The sequence below is a fragment of the Nocardia grenadensis genome (assembly GCF_050942415.1).
Classification (GTDB): domain Bacteria; phylum Actinomycetota; class Actinomycetes; order Mycobacteriales; family Mycobacteriaceae; genus Nocardia; species Nocardia grenadensis.
Window position 1 is genome coordinate 5,988,352 of the sequence record NZ_CP192054.1, and the last position, 17,064, is coordinate 6,005,415.

Below are 17,064 nucleotides of genomic sequence, written 5' to 3' on the forward strand. Positions count from 1 at the left end.
CCGGGCCATCGGCATTCCGACCCGCCGTGCCACTGGGGCCGGGACGGACCACTCGGCGCACGCGCGGTAACGCCCCGGCCCGGTTGTCCGAGTCGGCCCCCGCTCGCCCGGCCGGACAGGGCACATTCGGTACCTCCGGCCGGAACCGGACTGCGACGCAGCGGCTTCCCCGCCCCCACGCCAAGTCGGGCGAACATCCAGCGACCCGATCGAATTGATTCTTTTCCGCTATTATGCGAGGTTCACCGTCCGCCATCGGAGCGTCAACCCAACGCGCGGCGCCGACCGGCCTCGCACCGGCGGCGCACGAGACCATGCCGCCGGGACCGAAAAGAAGGACCGCATTTCGAAAACCGACCGGAATGCACTATCCGGTAGGCCGTCCGAGACAGCGAAGAATTCCGGGTGCGGCACGCGCCCGCGCATCGACACCAATTCACCGAGTTCTGAAATTTCGACGTTCCTGACAGCCCGATTCCCCTGGATGCCGCGCGCCGGAACGTTAGGATCGACCGAGCGCCTGGCACGACCAGGCAATTCTTCATATCGGTACCGCTCGGCAGGGAACATGGTGATGTACGGGAACAGTGGAGTTCTCGCCACGAGAAAGGTCAAAGGCATTGTGGCGAAAGAGCAGTTGGCGGCCCGTGACGCGGTGTTCGTCTACGACGAAAGCGAGCGGCATCCGTCCAATATCGTCGCGGTCTATATTTTCGACGCCACCGGAACCGAACCGATAGATGCGGCCGCGCTGCGGGATTGGGCACGGGCGCGGCTGGGTTTCGCACCTCTGTTCCAACGGCGATTGCAGCGTGTCCCGATGGACCTGGACCTGCCGTACTGGGTGCCCGAGCCGGCGCTCGATATCGACGAACACGTGGGGGTCGGACCGTCAGGCGCCGACTGGGACACCGTGCGGGCCCGGCTCGCGGAAATGACCACGGCGCGTTTGGATCTCACGCGGCCGCCGTGGCAGATCCAGGTGTTCGACCGAGTCCGCGCCGTACCGGAGATCCCGGGGGAGGCCACGGTCGTCGTACTGAAATTTCACCACAGCGCCTGCGACGGTGTGGCGACCAGGGAACTCGAACTGGAACTCTTCGGCGGTCGGGAGGCACCGGCCGCACCTACGACGAACCGGTGGTCGAAACCGGCGGCGACCTTACGTGCCGCCGCGCTGTTTCCCTACCGTATGGGCCGTTTCGCGATGGGACTGTCGCGTACCCGGGCGGCGAATACCGCGGCGCGGGCCCGGATCGAGGCCGGGTTGCTGCACGAACCGGCGCCCGTACGCCCCGCGACCCGCTTCAACCGCGCGATCGGCCCGACCGTACTCATCGAGCAGGTGTTCCTGCCGTTGACCGAGGTGACGGCATTGCGCGACCGGTCCGCCGAACGCGTCACGGTCAACGATGTCATGCTGACCGTGGTGTCCGGTGCGCTCGCCGCCTACCTCGACGAGAAGGGTGAGACGCCGCCGGAGGGACTCGCCGCGATGGTTCCGATGTCTATGCGCGGTATCGCGCACTGGGATTCGGCAAACCAGCTGTGCCAGATGACGGTCGATCTACACACCGGCCGACGCGAGCCACGTGCACGTTTGGCGGCGATCCGGGAGTCGGTACGCCGGGAACGGCGCCGGCACAGCGATCCGGCGGTACTCCGGCACGCGGCGCGGGTCGAGACCGCCCCGGCGTGGTTGTTGCGGGCGGCGGGCCGGGCCCGGGCACATCGCTCGTTCGCCGATCTGTCCTCGGTTCCGCTGCACAACACCACGATCAGCAATGTTCCGCCGCCGGGTGCCGGGCTGACCTTCCGCGGCGCGCCGATGCTGCGGGCGTTCGGTGTCCTGCCACCGATGGACGGTGACGGTCTGCGGCACCTGATCTCGGCCCAGGGCGAGGAGATCGTGCTCACCATCAGCGTCGACAAGGCGATGATGCCGGACCCCGGCCGCTACCGGGAGCTGCTGCGGGAATCGTTCCGCGAGCTGGTGGAAGCCCTCGGCTGACGCGCCGCGGGCCCCCGCCGGATACGGCGGGGGCCCGGTGCGACCGCGGGTGGGTTCAGGAGGTCAGCGCACCGGCCAGTAGTGGCCAGGAGCGGTGCAGATCGTCCTGCCAGTACCCCCACGAATGGGTGCCGGAAGGACGGAGGTCGTAGACGATATCGGTTCGGCCGAGCTCCTGGGTGCGACGCTGGAGCGCCCGGGTGCAGTAGTCGGCCGCGGCCTCGATGCCGCCGCCGACGAGCAGCTGGTTCCACAGCATCCGCTGATTACCGTCGAGCCGTGGATCATCGGCGCTGTCGTATCGTCCGGCCAGCCCGGTACCGCTGGTGATGTACATCGGGATATCGGGAAGCCGGTGGGCCTGCAGGTAGGGGTCGTGTTCCCGCCACCCCGGACCGTCGGTCGGGCCCCACATGTTCTCGGCATCGCCGCCGCCCAGGCTCACCACGAGTGTGACGAACGCCTGCCCCAGAAGATCGCTGGTCATCGCACATCCGCTGTACGCCGCCGCCGCACTGTAGAGGTGGGGCGCGCGGATGGTGAGGTCGAGTACCGAGGTCGCGGCCATCGAGATCCCCGCGATCGCGTTGCGGCCCGTGGCGCCGAAGGCGGAATCGAGTACGGGCGGTAGTTCTTCGGTGAGGAAGGTCGCCCACATGTTCCGGCCGTTGTTGCCCAGTTTCGCGGCCAGGCCGGAGTCCGCCTGCTGCCAGTCGGTGTAGTAACTGAAGGCCCCCTCCTTGGGGATCACCACATTGACGTGTTCGCCGGCGAAGAATTCGGACACGTCGGTCTGCGCGGACCAGGTCGCGGCGTCTTCGCCGCCGCCCGCACCGTTGAGCAGGTAAAGGGTCGGCGCGGGGGTTCCGGTATCGGCCGGGCGCAGGACCTGCAGCGGGATATCGCGCTGCATGGCCGGTGAGTACACCGTGACCTCGACCCATCGTCCGGCGCCGGGCGCGAGCGAGACGATATCCGCTCCCGGGGCGGCGGCGGCGCGCGGTGCCACGCCGAGGGCGAGAACGAACAGTATCGCCAGCAGATATACCGGCGACGTCCTGCTTCGTGGAATCATCAATTCGTATACATGGCTTTCGAGCACGGGGTCCACCCGTGGTGACCGGGTGGACCCCCTATTCCGACCGGCGATCTATTTGCCGGGGGCGGGCGTGCCCCCGCTCAGGGTGATCAGCGCGTTGACGATACTCGTGCCGATACCTCCGGCGCTGGCAGTGCCCATGCCCAGAATTTCGAAGAGAGACCCCATGTCGTGCTCCTTGCAGTGCTGAATTAACGGAATTCCGATCGGAATTTCGGTGAAATTGGGTGTATCGTTCGCCGAATCAGGCGGCGACACTTCCCTGTAGGGAACCGATGAAAACATCGAGGAGGCCGTCACCTGCGACAGCCGAACCGAGTGCCGGAATCAACGCCATGAGCAGATCGCTCAACGAACCCATAGTGAACTCCTCGAGAGGGTGAGACGTCCTCGCGGATACGGGCTTGCAGCCCGGAAGGACGATCACGGCCGCGGTGTCCGGCAGTGACCCAGGCAACATAGCAAGCGACCAGTTTTCCCGCAACGAATTCCTCTAAATTTGAGTTACAGAAAGCCCGCAATCCTTCGGCAACCGATAGCGACATGCTGCGACCGCCACCGGGCACACGACGAGTGATCCGCGACGGGGCCTGCCACCCGGTGCCGAGATCGCCGAACGCACGGGACCGACGCGAGAAGCCGGCATCGCCGGGCTCAGGAAGCCGTGGTGTCTGGGTCGGATTCCACGCCGGAACCCGCACCGGGAGATATCGGCGCCACCCACCGCGACTACCCGACCCGGCTCACCCAGCGGCCGCGCACTCCTCTTGCGGCACGCGGCCCGGGCCGATCACGAGCCCCGGCCGTGGTCTCGACGGCGACCACCCGGGTCGGGCGGACGCCCCGGCGCACCGGCGGGCAATGGGCTTGCCCGGCGCGAGGGGGCCCATCCACCACGTGGCAGCCCACCGAGCCGGAAAGACAGAGTCCGGAAACGAATCTGCGCTGATATGGCGATGGCTCGGACCCGGCCGGTCCGAGCCATCGACGTATCAGCGCACCGTATGCGGCGGGCTCAGACGAACACCTGGGTGAGGTCGCCGTAGAGCCGCTGCTCGGTGCACTGGGTGTCCGCGTCGAAACTCGCGTACACCGCACCGGGGATATCGAGCTCCGTACCGTTCTTCAGCCAGTAGTGGATCCGGATCTCGAAGGTGACCTCGGCCGTACCGTCCGCCGCGGTCTGCGGCTCCATCCAGTGGAAAATGGTATGCCTGATCTTGGTGGTCTGGTCGAGTACGTATTGGACGGAGGCGGCTGCCGCCTCCCGGCCGGTCACGGGTTCGGCATTGGCGAAGGTCAGTTTCACATCGTCGGTCATCAACGCCACGGCGTCGGCCAACCGACCGGCATCGATGTGCTCGTAGTAGTCCTCCATAGCCTTCCGGACGGACGTCATCAACCCACTCCTTGCTGAGTTTCCCGAAAAGGGAACGGTTTTCGATTGCTGCGAGCACACAGTAGTGGAAGTTCACATCACCCGCCGAGGATCGCGAGGCACGGTAGTTCACGGTCCGGCAACGGTTTTCGGGCCGGCGGCACGAAGTCCGCCGGCCCCCGATCACCGGGCCTCGGCCGGGGGTCGGAACGAGCCGGGTACGGCCGCCCGGATCGCCGCGGCCTCGTGCTCCAGCAGCACGTCTCCACCCTGGGTGGAGACGATCGGGCTGTACGGGTCCGGCTCGTAGGGGTCGCCGAGCAGTTCGCGCAGCACCGCCAGCCCGCAGAACGGCACATAGTGTGGGCTGTAACCACCCTCCTGGACGAATGCGATCCGGCCCTCGCAGAGTTCGGCCGCCACATCGAGCACACGCCGGGTGAGCCGGGCGAATCCGGCACTGGTGACCATCTGGCGGGCCAGCGGATCCATGATGCTCGCGTCGAAACCGGAGGCCACCAGGATCAGCTCGGGACGGAACTCGCGGAGCGCCGGCAGCACGACCTCGTCCATGGCGTGCACATAGGCGGCGTCACCACTGGCCGGCGGCAGCGGGATATTGATCGAGAAGCCCTCGCCCGCCCCCGTGCCCCGCTCCTCCAGATAGCCGGAGTTCGGCGGGAAACACAGATGCTGGTGCAGCGAAACGGTGAGCACCGACGGGTCGCTGTACCAGATCTCCTGGGTGCCGTTGCCGTGGTGGACATCCCAGTCAACCACCGCCACCCGCGCCAACCCGAGGACATCCTGGGCGTAAGCGGCGGCTATCGAAACATTGTTGAAAATGCAGAACCCCATCCCACCGGCCCGGTACGCGTGATGTCCCGGCGGATTGACCAGCGCGTAACCGGTATCGATGGTCCGGGAGACCACCTGATCCACGAGCTGGATCGCACCGCCGGCGGACAGCGCCGCGATCTCGTAACCCCCGCGCCCGAACGGCGAGCAACCGTCACCGGCGTCACCGCCCTTCGGCTGGAGACTCTCCTCTTTGATCCGGGCCAGATGCTCGGCGGTATGGACGCGGAGGATATCCGCCTCGGTGGCCGGGACCGCCCGCACCGGTCGCAGCCGGTCGAGCACCCCGGAAACCGCGACCAGTTCGTGGAACCGGCGTTTGGTATCGGGGTGGGCGACATGGTGACCTATCGGCTGGAGCCCGGTGGTCGCATCGGCGGGAAACAGACTCCCCGAACCGGTGTCGGCCCATCCGTAGACCGTGTTCCAGACATATCCGATTGTCATGGTCGAACTCCTTGGTGTCCGGCTACCCGCTCGAACGGGCGCCGGACGGCAAACCGCGCGCAATCGATCGACAGCGCCAGCTCATCGAGCCACAACCGCTCCGGCCGCGCAACCGGAACGCGGCTGCGGAGGAGTGCGTGCCGGCGGTCGGGACCACCGATCTCGAAGCCTTGGAAATCCACCGGCGCGAGGAATTACCGGTAAGGCGACCGGGCAAACGTATCGAGCGCCGTTGAGAAATGGCATACGCGCCGTTCGCGAACGGGCAATCCACTACTGCTCGCGCGACCTCCGGTACGTATGCAGGATATGCCGGGACAACTCCGTGACCAGGGCGATCACGGCCGCGACCGCGAGCAGTATCACGAATGTGTTCTTCGTGCTCCGCGATACCTCGACGATGCCGATGGTCAGAGCGATGATGCCCACCAAGGGAGGTAGCGCTCGCCAATGCTCGGTCATACCACTTCCAACTTGCTGTCCACTGCGCCCGGGTCACAGTCTATCCGGCACCCGTACCGGTCTGCGGCGATCTCGTGCGGGCCGGGCCCGGCATGTGGTGGTCGTCCGGCACCGCAGCGGACGTATCGGGGGGTTACGCAGTACCGGCCGATCAGCTGCCTGCCGAACGCACTCGCCGACCCGACCGGCCTGCTTGGACCCCTTCGCGGCTGCCCGTAGGGTCCGGAGTGCTCGATCCGCACGCGTACCACTTCCCACCCGTTCACCGAGAGAGAAGGGGTTACACATGTCGATCCGCACCACCACCGCCGCCACGCTGGCCGCATTGGCTGTTCCCGCCGCGGTCGCACTCGCGGCTCCGGCGGCCATCGCTCAACCGGCCGAGGGCGCCGTGGACCAGCAGGACACCAGAGGCGACATACTGGGCATTCCGGGTCTCGTCGACCTCCTGGCCGGCCTCGGCCTGCAACTCCCGGAAGGCGAGGAGGGCGAGCAGCAACCCGGCGACGATCAACAGCAGCCGGGCACCACCGACCAGCAGGCACCCGGCGAGACCGACCAGCAGTTCCCGGGCGAGACGGACCAAGAGGCACCCGGCGGCGTCGATCAACAGGCACCCGGCGGCGTCGACCAGCAGGCACCCGGCGGCGTCGACCAGCAGGCACCCGGCGGCGTCGATCAACAGGCACCCGGCGGCGTCGATCAACAGGCACCCAGTGGCGTCGACCAGCAGGCACCCAGTGGCGTCGACCAGCAGGGCGCCGCGCAGTCCTACGGCCACACGGCGTAGAGCCGAAATCTCGATCGGTCCAGCCACTGCCGCCGGGTAGGGTCGCGGCCGCCCGGCGGCAGTACCCGCCGCGACAGTGGGTGACGAAACAGAACCCCCGGCCGAGCCCGGACGATCGACGGGAAAGGCTCCCGCGGCGTGCGTCCCTCCCCCCCTGCGTACCGAATCGGCCGGGCTGTCCGTGCGGCCGCCGCATCGGCTACTCGACTGTGACCACCGACGGGCCGCGCCGGATCAGCTCACCAGCGCCGCCCTGCCGCGATCACGTCGGTGAACCCGCCGCCGCGCCGGTTGCCAGGTCCGCGCCCCAGCGTTCGACCGCGCCGTCGAGATCCAGCGGGTGGGGCCGCAGATCCTCGGTATCGGGCCAGTCGGCGCGGGGTACCCGCCACATCACCTCGAACTCGTTTCCGTCCGGGTCCTTCGCGTAGAAGGATTTGGACATCAGATGGTCGGTCGCGCCGACCAGCGCATCCCGGGATCGCAGCCGGCGCCCGACTTCGGCGAGTTCACCGAGCGTGCCGACCTCCCAGGCGAGGTGGTAGAGGCCGACACTGCCGCGATGCGGGCCCGGGGCGCGGTCACCGAGCGCGAACAGCCCCAGATCGTGGTCGTTCTCGGTATCCGGCGCCCCCTGTCTCTTGCCACGGCCGCCGAGGCACTTCATCGGCTGCTTCACCCGATGAGATGCGCTTCGAACCTGACGAGATCGAATCCGCCAAGACAGCGGTCTCCGCGACCGAGATGCCATCCCGCATCAGAGACTCGCTCATCTCTGCCCTTGACACCTACTGGGCGGAGAAGTCCTACCCCCAGAGGATCCAGCAACTCGCCGAGCCGGTGGCAGAGGCGGTGCCTGCGTGCATAGGCAAGCTGAACAGATGGAAATCGGCGATAGTCGACCAGCGAGTCTCTCTTGCCCACGGAATTTCAGGGGACGAGCCACGCACGCCTGACGATCTTGTGAAGATGTCCAGCTTGACGACGTCTCTGCGCTGGATGCTGACCCTGCGACTTTTCCTGGCTGCGGGCGTAGGCGCCGACCAGTTACATTCCGCTGTTCAGGGCTCTGAGCGGTTCGCAAGCGACGCGAGGCGGTGGAAGCGTGACTGGCCGAGAATCTACTCAGCCGAGCAGACTGGCTAGGCCCGACCGAGCTTCCTTCAGGTGCGGAGTGACTCGAGCGGGATGTGGGTGCGGTCCTTACCGGCGCCGAAGAACCAACGGATATGGCGTAGATGCTGGTCAGCGCCGATTGGTGTCCGGGCCGAGTAGTGCGGTGAGGTCACGCATCGCCTGCGGGGACGGTTTGAAGTAGCGGCGCAGGTTCTCAGCTTTGCGGTGTCGGGAGTTGGCCATCAGGTCCCAGCCGGTTCCGGGCCCACCGACGGCGGTGGCGGCTTAGAGCAGGTCGCGGGCCTGGTCGTAGGACAGCCGGGCAAGGCCGGCGTCGGGGCAGACGTCGCGGTCGGCGACGTACTTGCCGGGCCCCGGTCGGCGGTGGGTCACGAACACGGGACCGCGGGTGAGCCGGGGATATCCGCCCGAAATTCGGCCGATACTACGGCGATCCCCTGTACCAGAGTTCCACAATGTGGGAGGCATGGCCGATATTTCGGGAAACCGGTTCAGACGGCTGTCAGGTCGTGGTGAACCGGTGCCGGTAGGCGGCGGGAGAGGTGCTGAAATGCTGTTTGAACACGCGGTGCAGGGTCGATACCGAGCCGAGACCGACACTGCGGGCGATAGATCCGAGGCCGTCGTTCGTGTGTACCAGCAGCCGTGCCGCGGCATCGGCCCGCGCTGATTCCACATATCGTGCGGGCGGTATCCCTACCTGTCGGCGGAAGACTCGGGAGAAGTGGCGCGGGCTCAATCCCGCCCGGGCCGCAAGCGCCTCGTTGGCGAGGTTCTCCGATAGATTGGCTGCGATCCATTCCTGGAGGCGTGCGATATGCGCGTCGGTACTCGTCGGTCGCGCCAGCAGTTCGCTGAACTGGTGCTGGCCCCCCGGTCTACGCAGATACATGACCAGCCATCGGGCCGTGCGACGCGCCAGTTCCGCAGTGTGATCCGCGGCGATCAGAGCCAATGCGAGATCTATTCCGGCCGAAACCCCCGCCGACGTCCAGATATGTGCGTCCTGGATGAAAATCGCCTCGGGCTCGACCCGCAGATCGGGAAATGCACCCGCCAACTGCGCGGCGGTCGCCCAGTGTGTCGTCGCGCGCCGGCCGGTGAGCAATCCGGCCGCGGCGAGGGAATGGGCGCCGGTACAGACCGACGCGATCCGCGAGGGCCGATCGGCGAGAGTGGAAATCCAGTCGACCAGCGCGGGGTCGACCAAGGCCGCGGGGCCGGTGTCGCCCATAAGGAGCCCACCGGGCACGACAACCGTATCGATCTGCCCATCCAACTCGTCCCAGGACACCTCGGCGACCAGAGACGTGCCGCCAGCGCAGCGGATCGGGCCCCGGCGCGCGCCCGCTATCACGGTCCGATAGCCGCGAGACGATGGGCCGAGGAGGCGATCGGCCGTCGCGAAGACTTCGACGGGGCCGGCGATGTCAAGTAACTCGACACCGTCGAAAGCGGTGATCACAACACTATGCCGGGACATATCGGTAATCGTGCCCGCCCAGGGTGTGTGTCCGCAATGACGTGACCATCGCAGATCAGGACATGGCCGAAATCCGGACAACCCTGTCCTTGTTGCCGCTCGCCTATCGCACCGAGGATCGAGATCGACAGCCGACCACCTACCGCCGAAGGACCTCTCGATGCTCACCGCACTTCCTGATTCGCCCACCGCCCGAGCCGCGGCCGACCTCGCCGCCGAAGCCGCGCCGGCCGATCTGCTCAACCACAGTTATCGCACCTACCTGTTCGGCCGCTGCCTGGTCACCTCGAACGATATCGACCACGAGGCCGCCTTCGTCGCGGCGATGATCCACGACCTCGGTCTGACCGAGCGCCACCGTGGACCGGCCCAGTTCGCCGAGGTGGGCGCCGAACTGGCCTGTCGCTTCCTGGTGGGCAGAGGGTGGGATCTGAACCGGATACATCTCGTGGAACAGGCGATTCTCCGGCACACGAACCTGCCCGCCGAACACGAACCCGTCTACCGGCTGATCCAGGCCGGTGCCGCTGTCGATGTCGCGGGCCTGGGCCACGGCGAAATCGAAGCCGAGGATCTATCCGAGATCCTCACCGCGTTCCCGCGCCTCGATTTCGCCGCTCGCATGCGCCACCGATTCCTGCACGAAGTCGACTCCCACCCCGGGGGTGCTTTCGCCGATCTCGAACGCACCGTCGCCCTCTCCGAACGCTTCGCCACCAACCCGATCGATCGCCTCACCGGAGCGGCATGATCGCGGTTGGCTCCGCGCACTTCACCCTACGCAGGGCAGACCCGATAACCTGGCACGTCAACGAACCCTTTGCCCCTCTCTTGTCTGTGGGAGTGGCAATGGGTTCGGGGACGGCGCCTGTGACGCCTTTGAGTTGTCTTGGGGTTCCCAAGGGAGCCTTGGCTGGAGGGTTCGACCATGGTGTGCGCCGCCGTGGCTGCGGGGGCTCCGGCGGTTGTTGCGGAGGTACGGTCGCTGCCACGTGTTTGCCGCGGTGGTGACGCTGCCGCGATTCGATCTTTGCCATTTGGGATCGGAGGATCTGGTTTTGGATCGCTTTCGATTCGGCGTGCGCCAGTTCCTCGACCGTTTCTTCCAGGATTTCGGCCAGCCATACGGTCCTGGGTGAGAGCTTCGCGTTGGGGTTTATCCGGCGGCGGTAGCTCTTCTGTCGACATGCAGACCCGCAGTGTTCGGGAGGCCGGCCCCGCTTGGCCGGTTTGAGTTCTCTGCCGCATGCGCGGCAGTGTCCGGAGAGCGATGAGGGGTCTTCTGCGAGAAGAGAGAGCAGCTCACTGTCGTGCAGTTCGTAGAGGAATCGCCTGAGGACGGTGCGGACGGTTCTGTCGATGGACTCTCCGTCGGGGTCGTCGTCGATCCGTTCCAGTAACCAGAGCAGGTTTTTCCTCACCGCTTCCCTGCGGGTTGTCGTGGTGAGCCGCTCGTCGACGCGACGGCGCGAATCGCGATTGACGACGTCTCGGGCAACGCGGTCGTCGTTGATCAGTGGACGGCGGGTCACGCGGACTCCTTGGTGTGGCTGGAAGGGCTGGCGGGAACAGTGTTGGAGCGTCGGTGTCGTGGCAGGAGCCGACGAGGCTTCGACGTTGGTCGCTTTCCGAACGCGGTGGCAAATGCTTGGAAGACGGCGGGCACATCCTCGGGCCGGGCCCTCAGTATCGCTGCCAGCCCTACGACTACCGCCGCGATCACCACGATGGTTGCGGGCAGCTGGAGCCAGAAAGCTGCCCAGCCACCAGCGGTAGCGGCGGACCCGAAATCGAATGGCACTCTAGAACCTCCTGAAACGACAAAGGCCTCCGGCGGGGAACGTCGGAGGCCGTGGATACGAAAAAAGCCCCAACCTGCTGGTTTGGGGCTGAGCTGAGGGCACACGTGTGCGACTCGTGCCTGAAGGCTAACTGGACGGGGAGGCTCGCGTCAACCGATCATATCCTGAGGGAGACAACGGTTTCGGTTAACCCGGAGGTAGAGCACCTCACCTGGAATTTCGTAACGACACGTCGAAACCCGAGGCCCGGCACAGCGCCAGATACCCGACTACACCGAACTCATCGTCATCGACGAATCCGAACGACTGTCCGCCACCGCGATCGAGCACCTGCGCGACCAATACGACCGCGGCGACCACGGCCTGCTGTTCATCGGCATGCCCGGCACCTCGGACCCGACCCAACGGCTAGGCCATCAGCTCGGTGTGGGCGTGCTCCGGCGCCGTCTTGCAGACGTAGAGATGCTGGTCGTAGCCGCTACCTATTTCGACTGCAGTGGGCCTGAAGCCGATGGATGGTTCATGCGCCGATTCCTCGCGTGGGAGCCAGCTGCTGTCTCTGCTGCCGGCTTCGGACGTGGCGATGGTCAGCAGGGCATGCATGTCGCTGTTGCAGGTACGGCAGAGCTGGGGGCTGGGGTCGGTGGCTCCCCAGCCAGGCCAGCCGCCGACTCTCCAGCCGGGTGCGACGGACAACTCATCGGCGTAGAACTCCGGCGGGTACGACGCGTAGGCGCTGTCCACGCCCGTCTCGGCTGCCTGCCACACGCTCCAGTCTCCGATCTGCTCCCGGAGTTCCTTGCTCAGCTCCCTGTGGTCGGGGTATTCGGTGACCTGCTCCGGGTTGAGCAGGCACGGCTCGGGCAGGTAGCCGTCGAACTGCACCGCGGGCGGTTCGGGGGGCGTGGTGAGGATGTCGGTGACGGTGGCGGCCGACCGCCAGAACAGCGCGGTCTTGGGCATGCCCGTCGAGTGGTCGAAGGGGCACCACAAGACCTGGAGCAGGTCTGCGCCTTCAGGCGTGTGCAGATCGGGCACGTCGCGCGCGTAGAGCTGCGCGACCGGCAGCATCGCTATGGAACCCTCATAGGGGGCGACCGCCAACGTGACCGGATACTCCTGCGGCGGGCGGATTCGCTCGAGGGTCTCTCGTTCCTGCGGGGTCAGGCTCCTGCCGCGCGAGGCGGCACGGATCCGTCGTTCCAGCCTCACCTCCGCTGGGGTCAGGGTCGGGTTGATTCCGTCCACTACATGAGGTTCGTCGCAGTGCGGCCATGGCTCGTCGGCGGGCCAGAGCAACGGTCCGCCGATGGAACTGTCCTGCGGTGACGGCGCCCCGGGGCGCGGGTGCAACCGGGTCGCCGTGCGTGCCAGCGGAGCCAGCAGAGGAAAGACGGTGGTGACGTCGAACGGCCGCGGCGGAGTGGTCGGAGTGCTGGTCATGGCCGCGATCGTGCCAAATGACTCTGACAACGGCGGGTAGCCGTGGGATCAGCCGAATTTCGGGCGCGGACGCTCTGCACGCACTGGACAATCGGCCTAACGCTCGGTGTCCACTGAAAGGTGCTTGTTGGACAAATTTCCTGCGTAAATCATCGCTGACCAGCGATGATTTCCCAATCATCTGTCCAGAAATGCATTAATTATTGAACACTCTGCGTAACTGTCAGGGTGGCGAGGTTACGGGGCCGTCTTGTGAGAAGGTGAGGTTTCTCTCGCGCATTCGGTACTGCCGGTGTCGGTTCCGAGTGTCGAAGGAATTTGGATGAAGGAGGGGCCTTGGTGGAAGCGTCGTTGGATGTGGCTGGGCTGGTAGGGCATCGCTATCGCGCGGATGACTACTACGAGGTGGGGCGGGAGAAGATCCGCGAGTACGCGCGAGCGGTGCAGGACTTCCATCCGGCGCACTGGAGCGAAGACGCTGCCGGTGAGTTCGGATACGCCGGTCTGATCGCGCCGACCACGTTCATCTCCACTGCCGCGATGTTGGCCAACCGCAGGCTGTTGGAAACCGTCCTCACCGGCTACGACGTAGTCGTACAGACCGATCAGGTCTTCGAGATGTACAAGCCGGTGCTCACCGGCGACCGGCTTGTCAGCGACGTCGAACTGTCCGCGGTGCGCCGTATCGCGGGCAGGGACCTGCTCACCATCACCAACACGTTCACCGACCGGACCGGCGACATCGTGCAGATCATGCACACCACCGTCGTCGGCCTTACCAGCGAGGACGTCAACGCCGACATTAGCGACACGATCGAACGCGTCATCATGAGCGGACTCCGCGCGACCTCCCGGGCCGCGGCGGCATCCGCCGGCGTGGACGGGCTGATGGTGCCGGATCCGGACGCCGAGACCGTCGCACGTCTTTCGCCGATCTCCCGGACGCGTGTCCCGCGCACCATGCCGCGATTCGAGGACATCGCCGTCGGTGACGAGCTTCCCGCGCGGTCTGTGACCCTGACGCGCGGTGATCTGGTGAATTACGCCGGGGTCTCGGGGGACGTGAACCCCATCCATTGGCACGAAGGGGTCGCCGCGCTCGCGGGTCTTCCGGATGTGATCGCCCACGGCATGCTCACCATGGGTCTGGGGGCGGGATTCGTCACCGGATGGCTCGGTGACCCCGGTGCGCTGATCAGGTACGGGGTCCGGCTGTCGAATTACACGGTCATCGAAGCCGCCTCCGCGGGAACCGTGGAGTTCACCGGTCGCATCAAGTCGGTCGATCCCGACACCAGGACAGCTGTCGTCGTCATCGTCGCGAAGTCGGCCGGCCGCAAAGTTTTCGGGCTCGCCACCGCAGATGTCCGTCTCGCATAGCCTCTGCCGCGAGAGCCGCAGCCGTTGCCGGCGGTAATGGACGGCGGCCTCGGCAGCACCGGTTGCGCCGCGATCGAGTGTCCATAATTAGGCCGTTTGTGAACGATTTTCCGTAGATAACCATCGTTGAACATCGAGGATGCCACGAGGACTGTTCAGAAAAACATCAATTTATGAACATCCACTGTGGAGTGTCCGGTGGCTACACCGGGTTCGGCGAGCGCTGAAACCCGGCTCCGGATGTACTGCGTCTTCGCTCCCGCCGTACCGCCCGGCAGCGACTGATCAGCCCGGGGGTCAGTAGTCGAGTTCGGCGGTGTACCCCCGCCACGCCTCGGCCAGCTGCCCGATACCGGACACCGGCCCCGTCTCCCCCCTCGCGGGCGGCGGCGCGAGCGTGTTCGGCGGCGGTGGGCTGCTTCTTCGGTGACATGCATACTTCCCGGTCTCGGCGACACCCACGCTTCCCGACAGGCCGTGTACGCCGGGGACCCCGCGGTTCCGAATGGCGAGCCCGCCATATGCAGCAAGTTAGGACTGACTGCGCGCGAAAAGAATCGCTTGCTGAGCTTTCGCATCCGGGTCGAGCAGCATCTGGGCCTCGACCACGAATCCGGCATCGTGCAGCCAGGATGCCACCTGGTTCGGCTGACGGTGGCGGACATGGACCTTCATCGGGTGACCGCCATAGCCCTCCGTCATCAACCGCGACTCGTCGCCGACGTGGAACAAGAGTTGCAACGGTCCGCCGGGACGCAATGCTCGGTGGAAGCGCCCGAATACAGTCGGCACCTCGTCGTCTGGGATGTGGATCAACGACTGCCAGACGAGCAGGCCGGCCACCGAAGCGACGGGCAGGTTCAGCTCCGTCATCGAGCCCACCTCGAACCGCAGGCCGGGGTGGTCGCGCCGAGCCACGTCGATCATCGCCGGGGAGAGGTCGATACCGAAGGCGTCGACACCGAGCTCATGCAGGTGGGCGGTGACTTCACCGGGGCCGCAGCCGACGTCCGCGACCGGTCCGCCGCCAGCGGTCCGCACGCTGTCGGCGAACAACTCCAGAGCCGCGCGAAGGTACTGGTGTCCGGCGAGGGCGCCGCGCACTTGGTTGGCATAGCTGACCGCGACCGCGTCATAAGAGGTTCGGGTGTCGGCCAACCAGTCATCCGTGGTCATGACCGGCACGATATTCCATGATCGCGGCGGACTCGACGCTACTCCGGAACGACAAAGGTGCCCCCACCCGGCCGGGGTGGATTAAGGCAGCGGACATACCGCGCGAGAGTACGGATCCCTGCCGTAGCCCGTTCAGTGGAGCCCTGCTTGATGGCGATCGCGTTCGAGACCGTTTCACCGACATTCTCGGTCCGGTGAGAGTGGCGGGCATGCACCTTCTTCGGCACCCGCACTACGGCGATCCCTGCCAACACCCGAACCCCAACCTCGGCGTCCTGGAAACCCCGCCCTTCTACGCCGCGCAACTCGTCCCCGGAGACCTCGGCACCAAAAGGCGGCCTGATCATCGACATCCACGGCCGCGTCCAACGCGACAACGGAACCACCATCACCGGCCTCTACGCCGCCGGAAACACCGGCGCACCCGTCATGGGCCACACCTACGCCGGCCCCGGCGTCACGACGGCCCCGCCATCGTTTTCGGCTACCTCGCCGCCCTCCACACCCCAACGGCCTGAACATCGCCACCTGTTCATAAACCGGTCCCAGTTGGGCGGATCTCGGCAGTTCATCATCGTTGACCTGCGATGAATTGCGACATCGATGTCCAAGAAAGCATCATTTGATGAACATACGATGTAGGAGAACAGGATGCGGGCCTTACCGAGCTCGGGCGGCCCGTTCTATTGCCGAGTGATGACCGGTGGGATCCAGCTGCCATCGGTGATGGGGGTTTTGCCGCCGTAGGCGCGCAGGTAGAGGGAGAAGGTGCGTTCGGGGGCGGGGAGCCAGTTGTCATTGTGGTCGCCGCCGGGTGGGGTGTGGCCGGCATACAGGGTCAGTGAGCCGTCGTGGCCGTAGTGCAGGGAGGTGTTCTTCGTGCCCAGTGAGTAGCGGCGTAGTTCGTTGGGGTGGATGGCTAGGGCGGTGAATATCGGGATCTGGCTCACTTTTCGTGACGGAGTCGGCGCCCGTCGGGTGCGTGAATTCAGGACTGGTCTTGGCCGTGTGCGAGCGGTTTCGTCTCGGATTCGTCCACCGTGATCCCGCGGCCTGCTTCCGGGGCAACGCACAGGACGAGAATCAGCAGACTCGCCATGATCGGAATGAACAAGTACGCGAATCCGCTGTTGAACAGTTTCGCCATGCTCGCGACCAGCCCCCCGCTGGACGCGAGGCTCAACAGGACTCGGCCCGCCATCTTTTCCGCCAGTAGCAGGAACCCGCCAACGCACCAGAGCAGGCCGATGGCCGTGGCGACGATCCCCATGATGATCAGGTTGGTGTACTGGCCGATCTCGACTGACGATTCGCGGGCGCGATCTTCGATGCCGACCACGACATAGAGGATCCACAGGATTCCGGCGGTCCCGGTCAGGAGACCTGAGGATCAGCGCGATGAAGGCTGCAGTGACCGCGGTTGCGCCCGACAGGTCGGGCTTCGGCAGTTCCGGTTGATCATGCCGGTCGTTCATAGCCCAATCCTTGTCTTGTTTCGCGCGAATCTACCGTGCGGTCACGTGTGGGTGGCGACTGGGCGATGTGTCGGCAACTCCTCAGCACGAGAAATGCAGTGCGCTGGCTACGGTGAATTTCGG

16 protein-coding genes and 1 pseudogene are annotated in these 17,064 nt (G+C 65.9%); 5 read left to right on the top strand and 12 right to left on the bottom strand.

From position 1 onward, the window contains the following. Positions 1-574: 574 nt before the first annotated feature. Complete coding sequence (locus ACQPYS_RS27345; RefSeq protein WP_433491196.1) at positions 575-2,011, top strand: wax ester/triacylglycerol synthase family O-acyltransferase; 1,437 nt, start codon at positions 575-577, stop codon at positions 2,009-2,011. A 55-nt stretch (positions 2,012-2,066) separates the two neighbouring features. Here the strand turns inward: ACQPYS_RS27345 and ACQPYS_RS27350 are convergent, their stop codons facing one another. The 4 genes from ACQPYS_RS27350 to ACQPYS_RS27365 form a co-directional block, all read right to left on the bottom strand. After that, positions 2,067-3,086: an alpha/beta hydrolase gene (locus ACQPYS_RS27350; RefSeq protein ID WP_433493144.1), complete on the bottom strand. Its 1,020-nt coding sequence runs from the start codon at positions 3,084-3,086 to the stop codon at positions 2,067-2,069. A 1,039-nt stretch (positions 3,087-4,125) separates the two neighbouring features. Continuing rightward, positions 4,126-4,509 (bottom strand): nuclear transport factor 2 family protein, encoded by a 384-nt coding sequence (locus ACQPYS_RS27355; RefSeq protein WP_084481322.1) that lies wholly within the window; start codon positions 4,507-4,509, stop codon positions 4,126-4,128. Positions 4,510-4,671: 162 nt separating this feature from the next. After that, a complete protein-coding gene (locus ACQPYS_RS27360) occupies positions 4,672-5,793 on the bottom strand; it encodes a class II histone deacetylase (RefSeq protein WP_433491197.1) in 1,122 nt (373 codons plus the stop codon). Between the two features lie 273 nt (positions 5,794-6,066). Next, a complete protein-coding gene (locus ACQPYS_RS27365; RefSeq protein WP_433491198.1) occupies positions 6,067-6,255 on the bottom strand; it encodes a hypothetical protein in 189 nt (62 codons plus the stop codon). 286 nt (positions 6,256-6,541) lie between these two features. Between ACQPYS_RS27365 and ACQPYS_RS27370 the strand changes: the two genes are divergently transcribed. Continuing rightward, positions 6,542-7,045 carry a hypothetical protein gene (locus ACQPYS_RS27370; RefSeq protein ID WP_433491199.1) on the top strand — a complete coding sequence of 168 codons (504 nt, stop codon included), beginning with the start codon at positions 6,542-6,544 and terminating at the stop codon, positions 7,043-7,045. A 262-nt stretch (positions 7,046-7,307) separates the two neighbouring features. Here the strand turns inward: ACQPYS_RS27370 and ACQPYS_RS27375 are convergent, their stop codons facing one another. Together ACQPYS_RS27375 and ACQPYS_RS27380 are read right to left on the bottom strand one after the other, a co-directional pair. After that, positions 7,308-7,712 (bottom strand): VOC family protein, encoded by a 405-nt coding sequence (locus ACQPYS_RS27375; RefSeq protein WP_157107312.1) that lies wholly within the window; start codon positions 7,710-7,712, stop codon positions 7,308-7,310. Positions 7,713-8,684: 972 nt separating this feature from the next. Beyond that, positions 8,685-9,665 (bottom strand): GlxA family transcriptional regulator, encoded by a 981-nt coding sequence (locus ACQPYS_RS27380; RefSeq protein ID WP_433491200.1) that lies wholly within the window; start codon positions 9,663-9,665, stop codon positions 8,685-8,687. 160 nt (positions 9,666-9,825) lie between these two features. On the opposite strand from ACQPYS_RS27380, the gene ACQPYS_RS27385 reads away from it, so the two are divergent. Then, a complete protein-coding gene (locus tag ACQPYS_RS27385) occupies positions 9,826-10,416 on the top strand; it encodes an HD domain-containing protein (RefSeq protein WP_433491201.1) in 591 nt (196 codons plus the stop codon). Here the strand turns inward: ACQPYS_RS27385 and ACQPYS_RS27390 are convergent. The 3 genes from ACQPYS_RS27390 to ACQPYS_RS27400 all read right to left on the bottom strand — a co-directional run bounded on the left by ACQPYS_RS27390 (position 10,400) and on the right by ACQPYS_RS27400 (position 12,910). Next, on the bottom strand, positions 10,400-11,197 hold the full coding sequence (locus ACQPYS_RS27390) for a hypothetical protein (RefSeq protein ID WP_433491202.1): 798 nt from the start codon (positions 11,195-11,197) through the stop codon (positions 10,400-10,402). The two genes, ACQPYS_RS27385 and ACQPYS_RS27390, sit on opposite strands and share 17 nt — an antisense overlap. A 477-nt stretch (positions 11,198-11,674) precedes the next feature. Next, positions 11,675-11,872, bottom strand: coding sequence for a hypothetical protein (locus ACQPYS_RS27395; protein ID WP_433491203.1), 198 nt, complete (start codon positions 11,870-11,872; stop codon positions 11,675-11,677). Between the two features lie 3 nt (positions 11,873-11,875). Continuing rightward, on the bottom strand, positions 11,876-12,910 hold the full coding sequence (locus tag ACQPYS_RS27400; RefSeq protein WP_433491204.1) for a hypothetical protein: 1,035 nt from the start codon (positions 12,908-12,910) through the stop codon (positions 11,876-11,878). A gap of 336 nt (positions 12,911-13,246) precedes the next feature. On the opposite strand from ACQPYS_RS27400, the gene ACQPYS_RS27405 reads away from it, so the two are divergent. Next, complete coding sequence (locus ACQPYS_RS27405) at positions 13,247-14,290, top strand: fused (3R)-hydroxyacyl-ACP dehydratase subunits HadA/HadB (RefSeq protein WP_433491205.1); 1,044 nt, start codon at positions 13,247-13,249, stop codon at positions 14,288-14,290. A 531-nt stretch (positions 14,291-14,821) separates the two neighbouring features. On the opposite strand, the gene ACQPYS_RS27410 is transcribed toward ACQPYS_RS27405, so the two are convergent. Continuing rightward, on the bottom strand, positions 14,822-15,466 hold the full coding sequence (locus ACQPYS_RS27410; RefSeq protein ID WP_433491206.1) for a class I SAM-dependent methyltransferase: 645 nt from the start codon (positions 15,464-15,466) through the stop codon (positions 14,822-14,824). Positions 15,467-15,696: 230 nt separating this feature from the next. Between ACQPYS_RS27410 and ACQPYS_RS27415 the strand changes: the two are divergent. Then, positions 15,697-15,984: pseudogene (locus ACQPYS_RS27415) on the top strand (FAD-binding protein); the annotation flags it as partial. A 165-nt stretch (positions 15,985-16,149) separates the two neighbouring features. Here the strand turns inward: ACQPYS_RS27415 and ACQPYS_RS27420 are convergent. Both ACQPYS_RS27420 and ACQPYS_RS27425 read right to left on the bottom strand, forming a co-directional pair. Further along, positions 16,150-16,416 (bottom strand): DUF1214 domain-containing protein, encoded by a 267-nt coding sequence (locus ACQPYS_RS27420; protein WP_433491207.1) that lies wholly within the window; start codon positions 16,414-16,416, stop codon positions 16,150-16,152. 38 nt (positions 16,417-16,454) lie between these two features. After that, entirely contained in the window at positions 16,455-16,805 is a 351-nt protein-coding gene (locus tag ACQPYS_RS27425; protein ID WP_433491208.1) for a hypothetical protein, read from the bottom strand. Positions 16,806-17,064 lie beyond the last annotated feature (259 nt).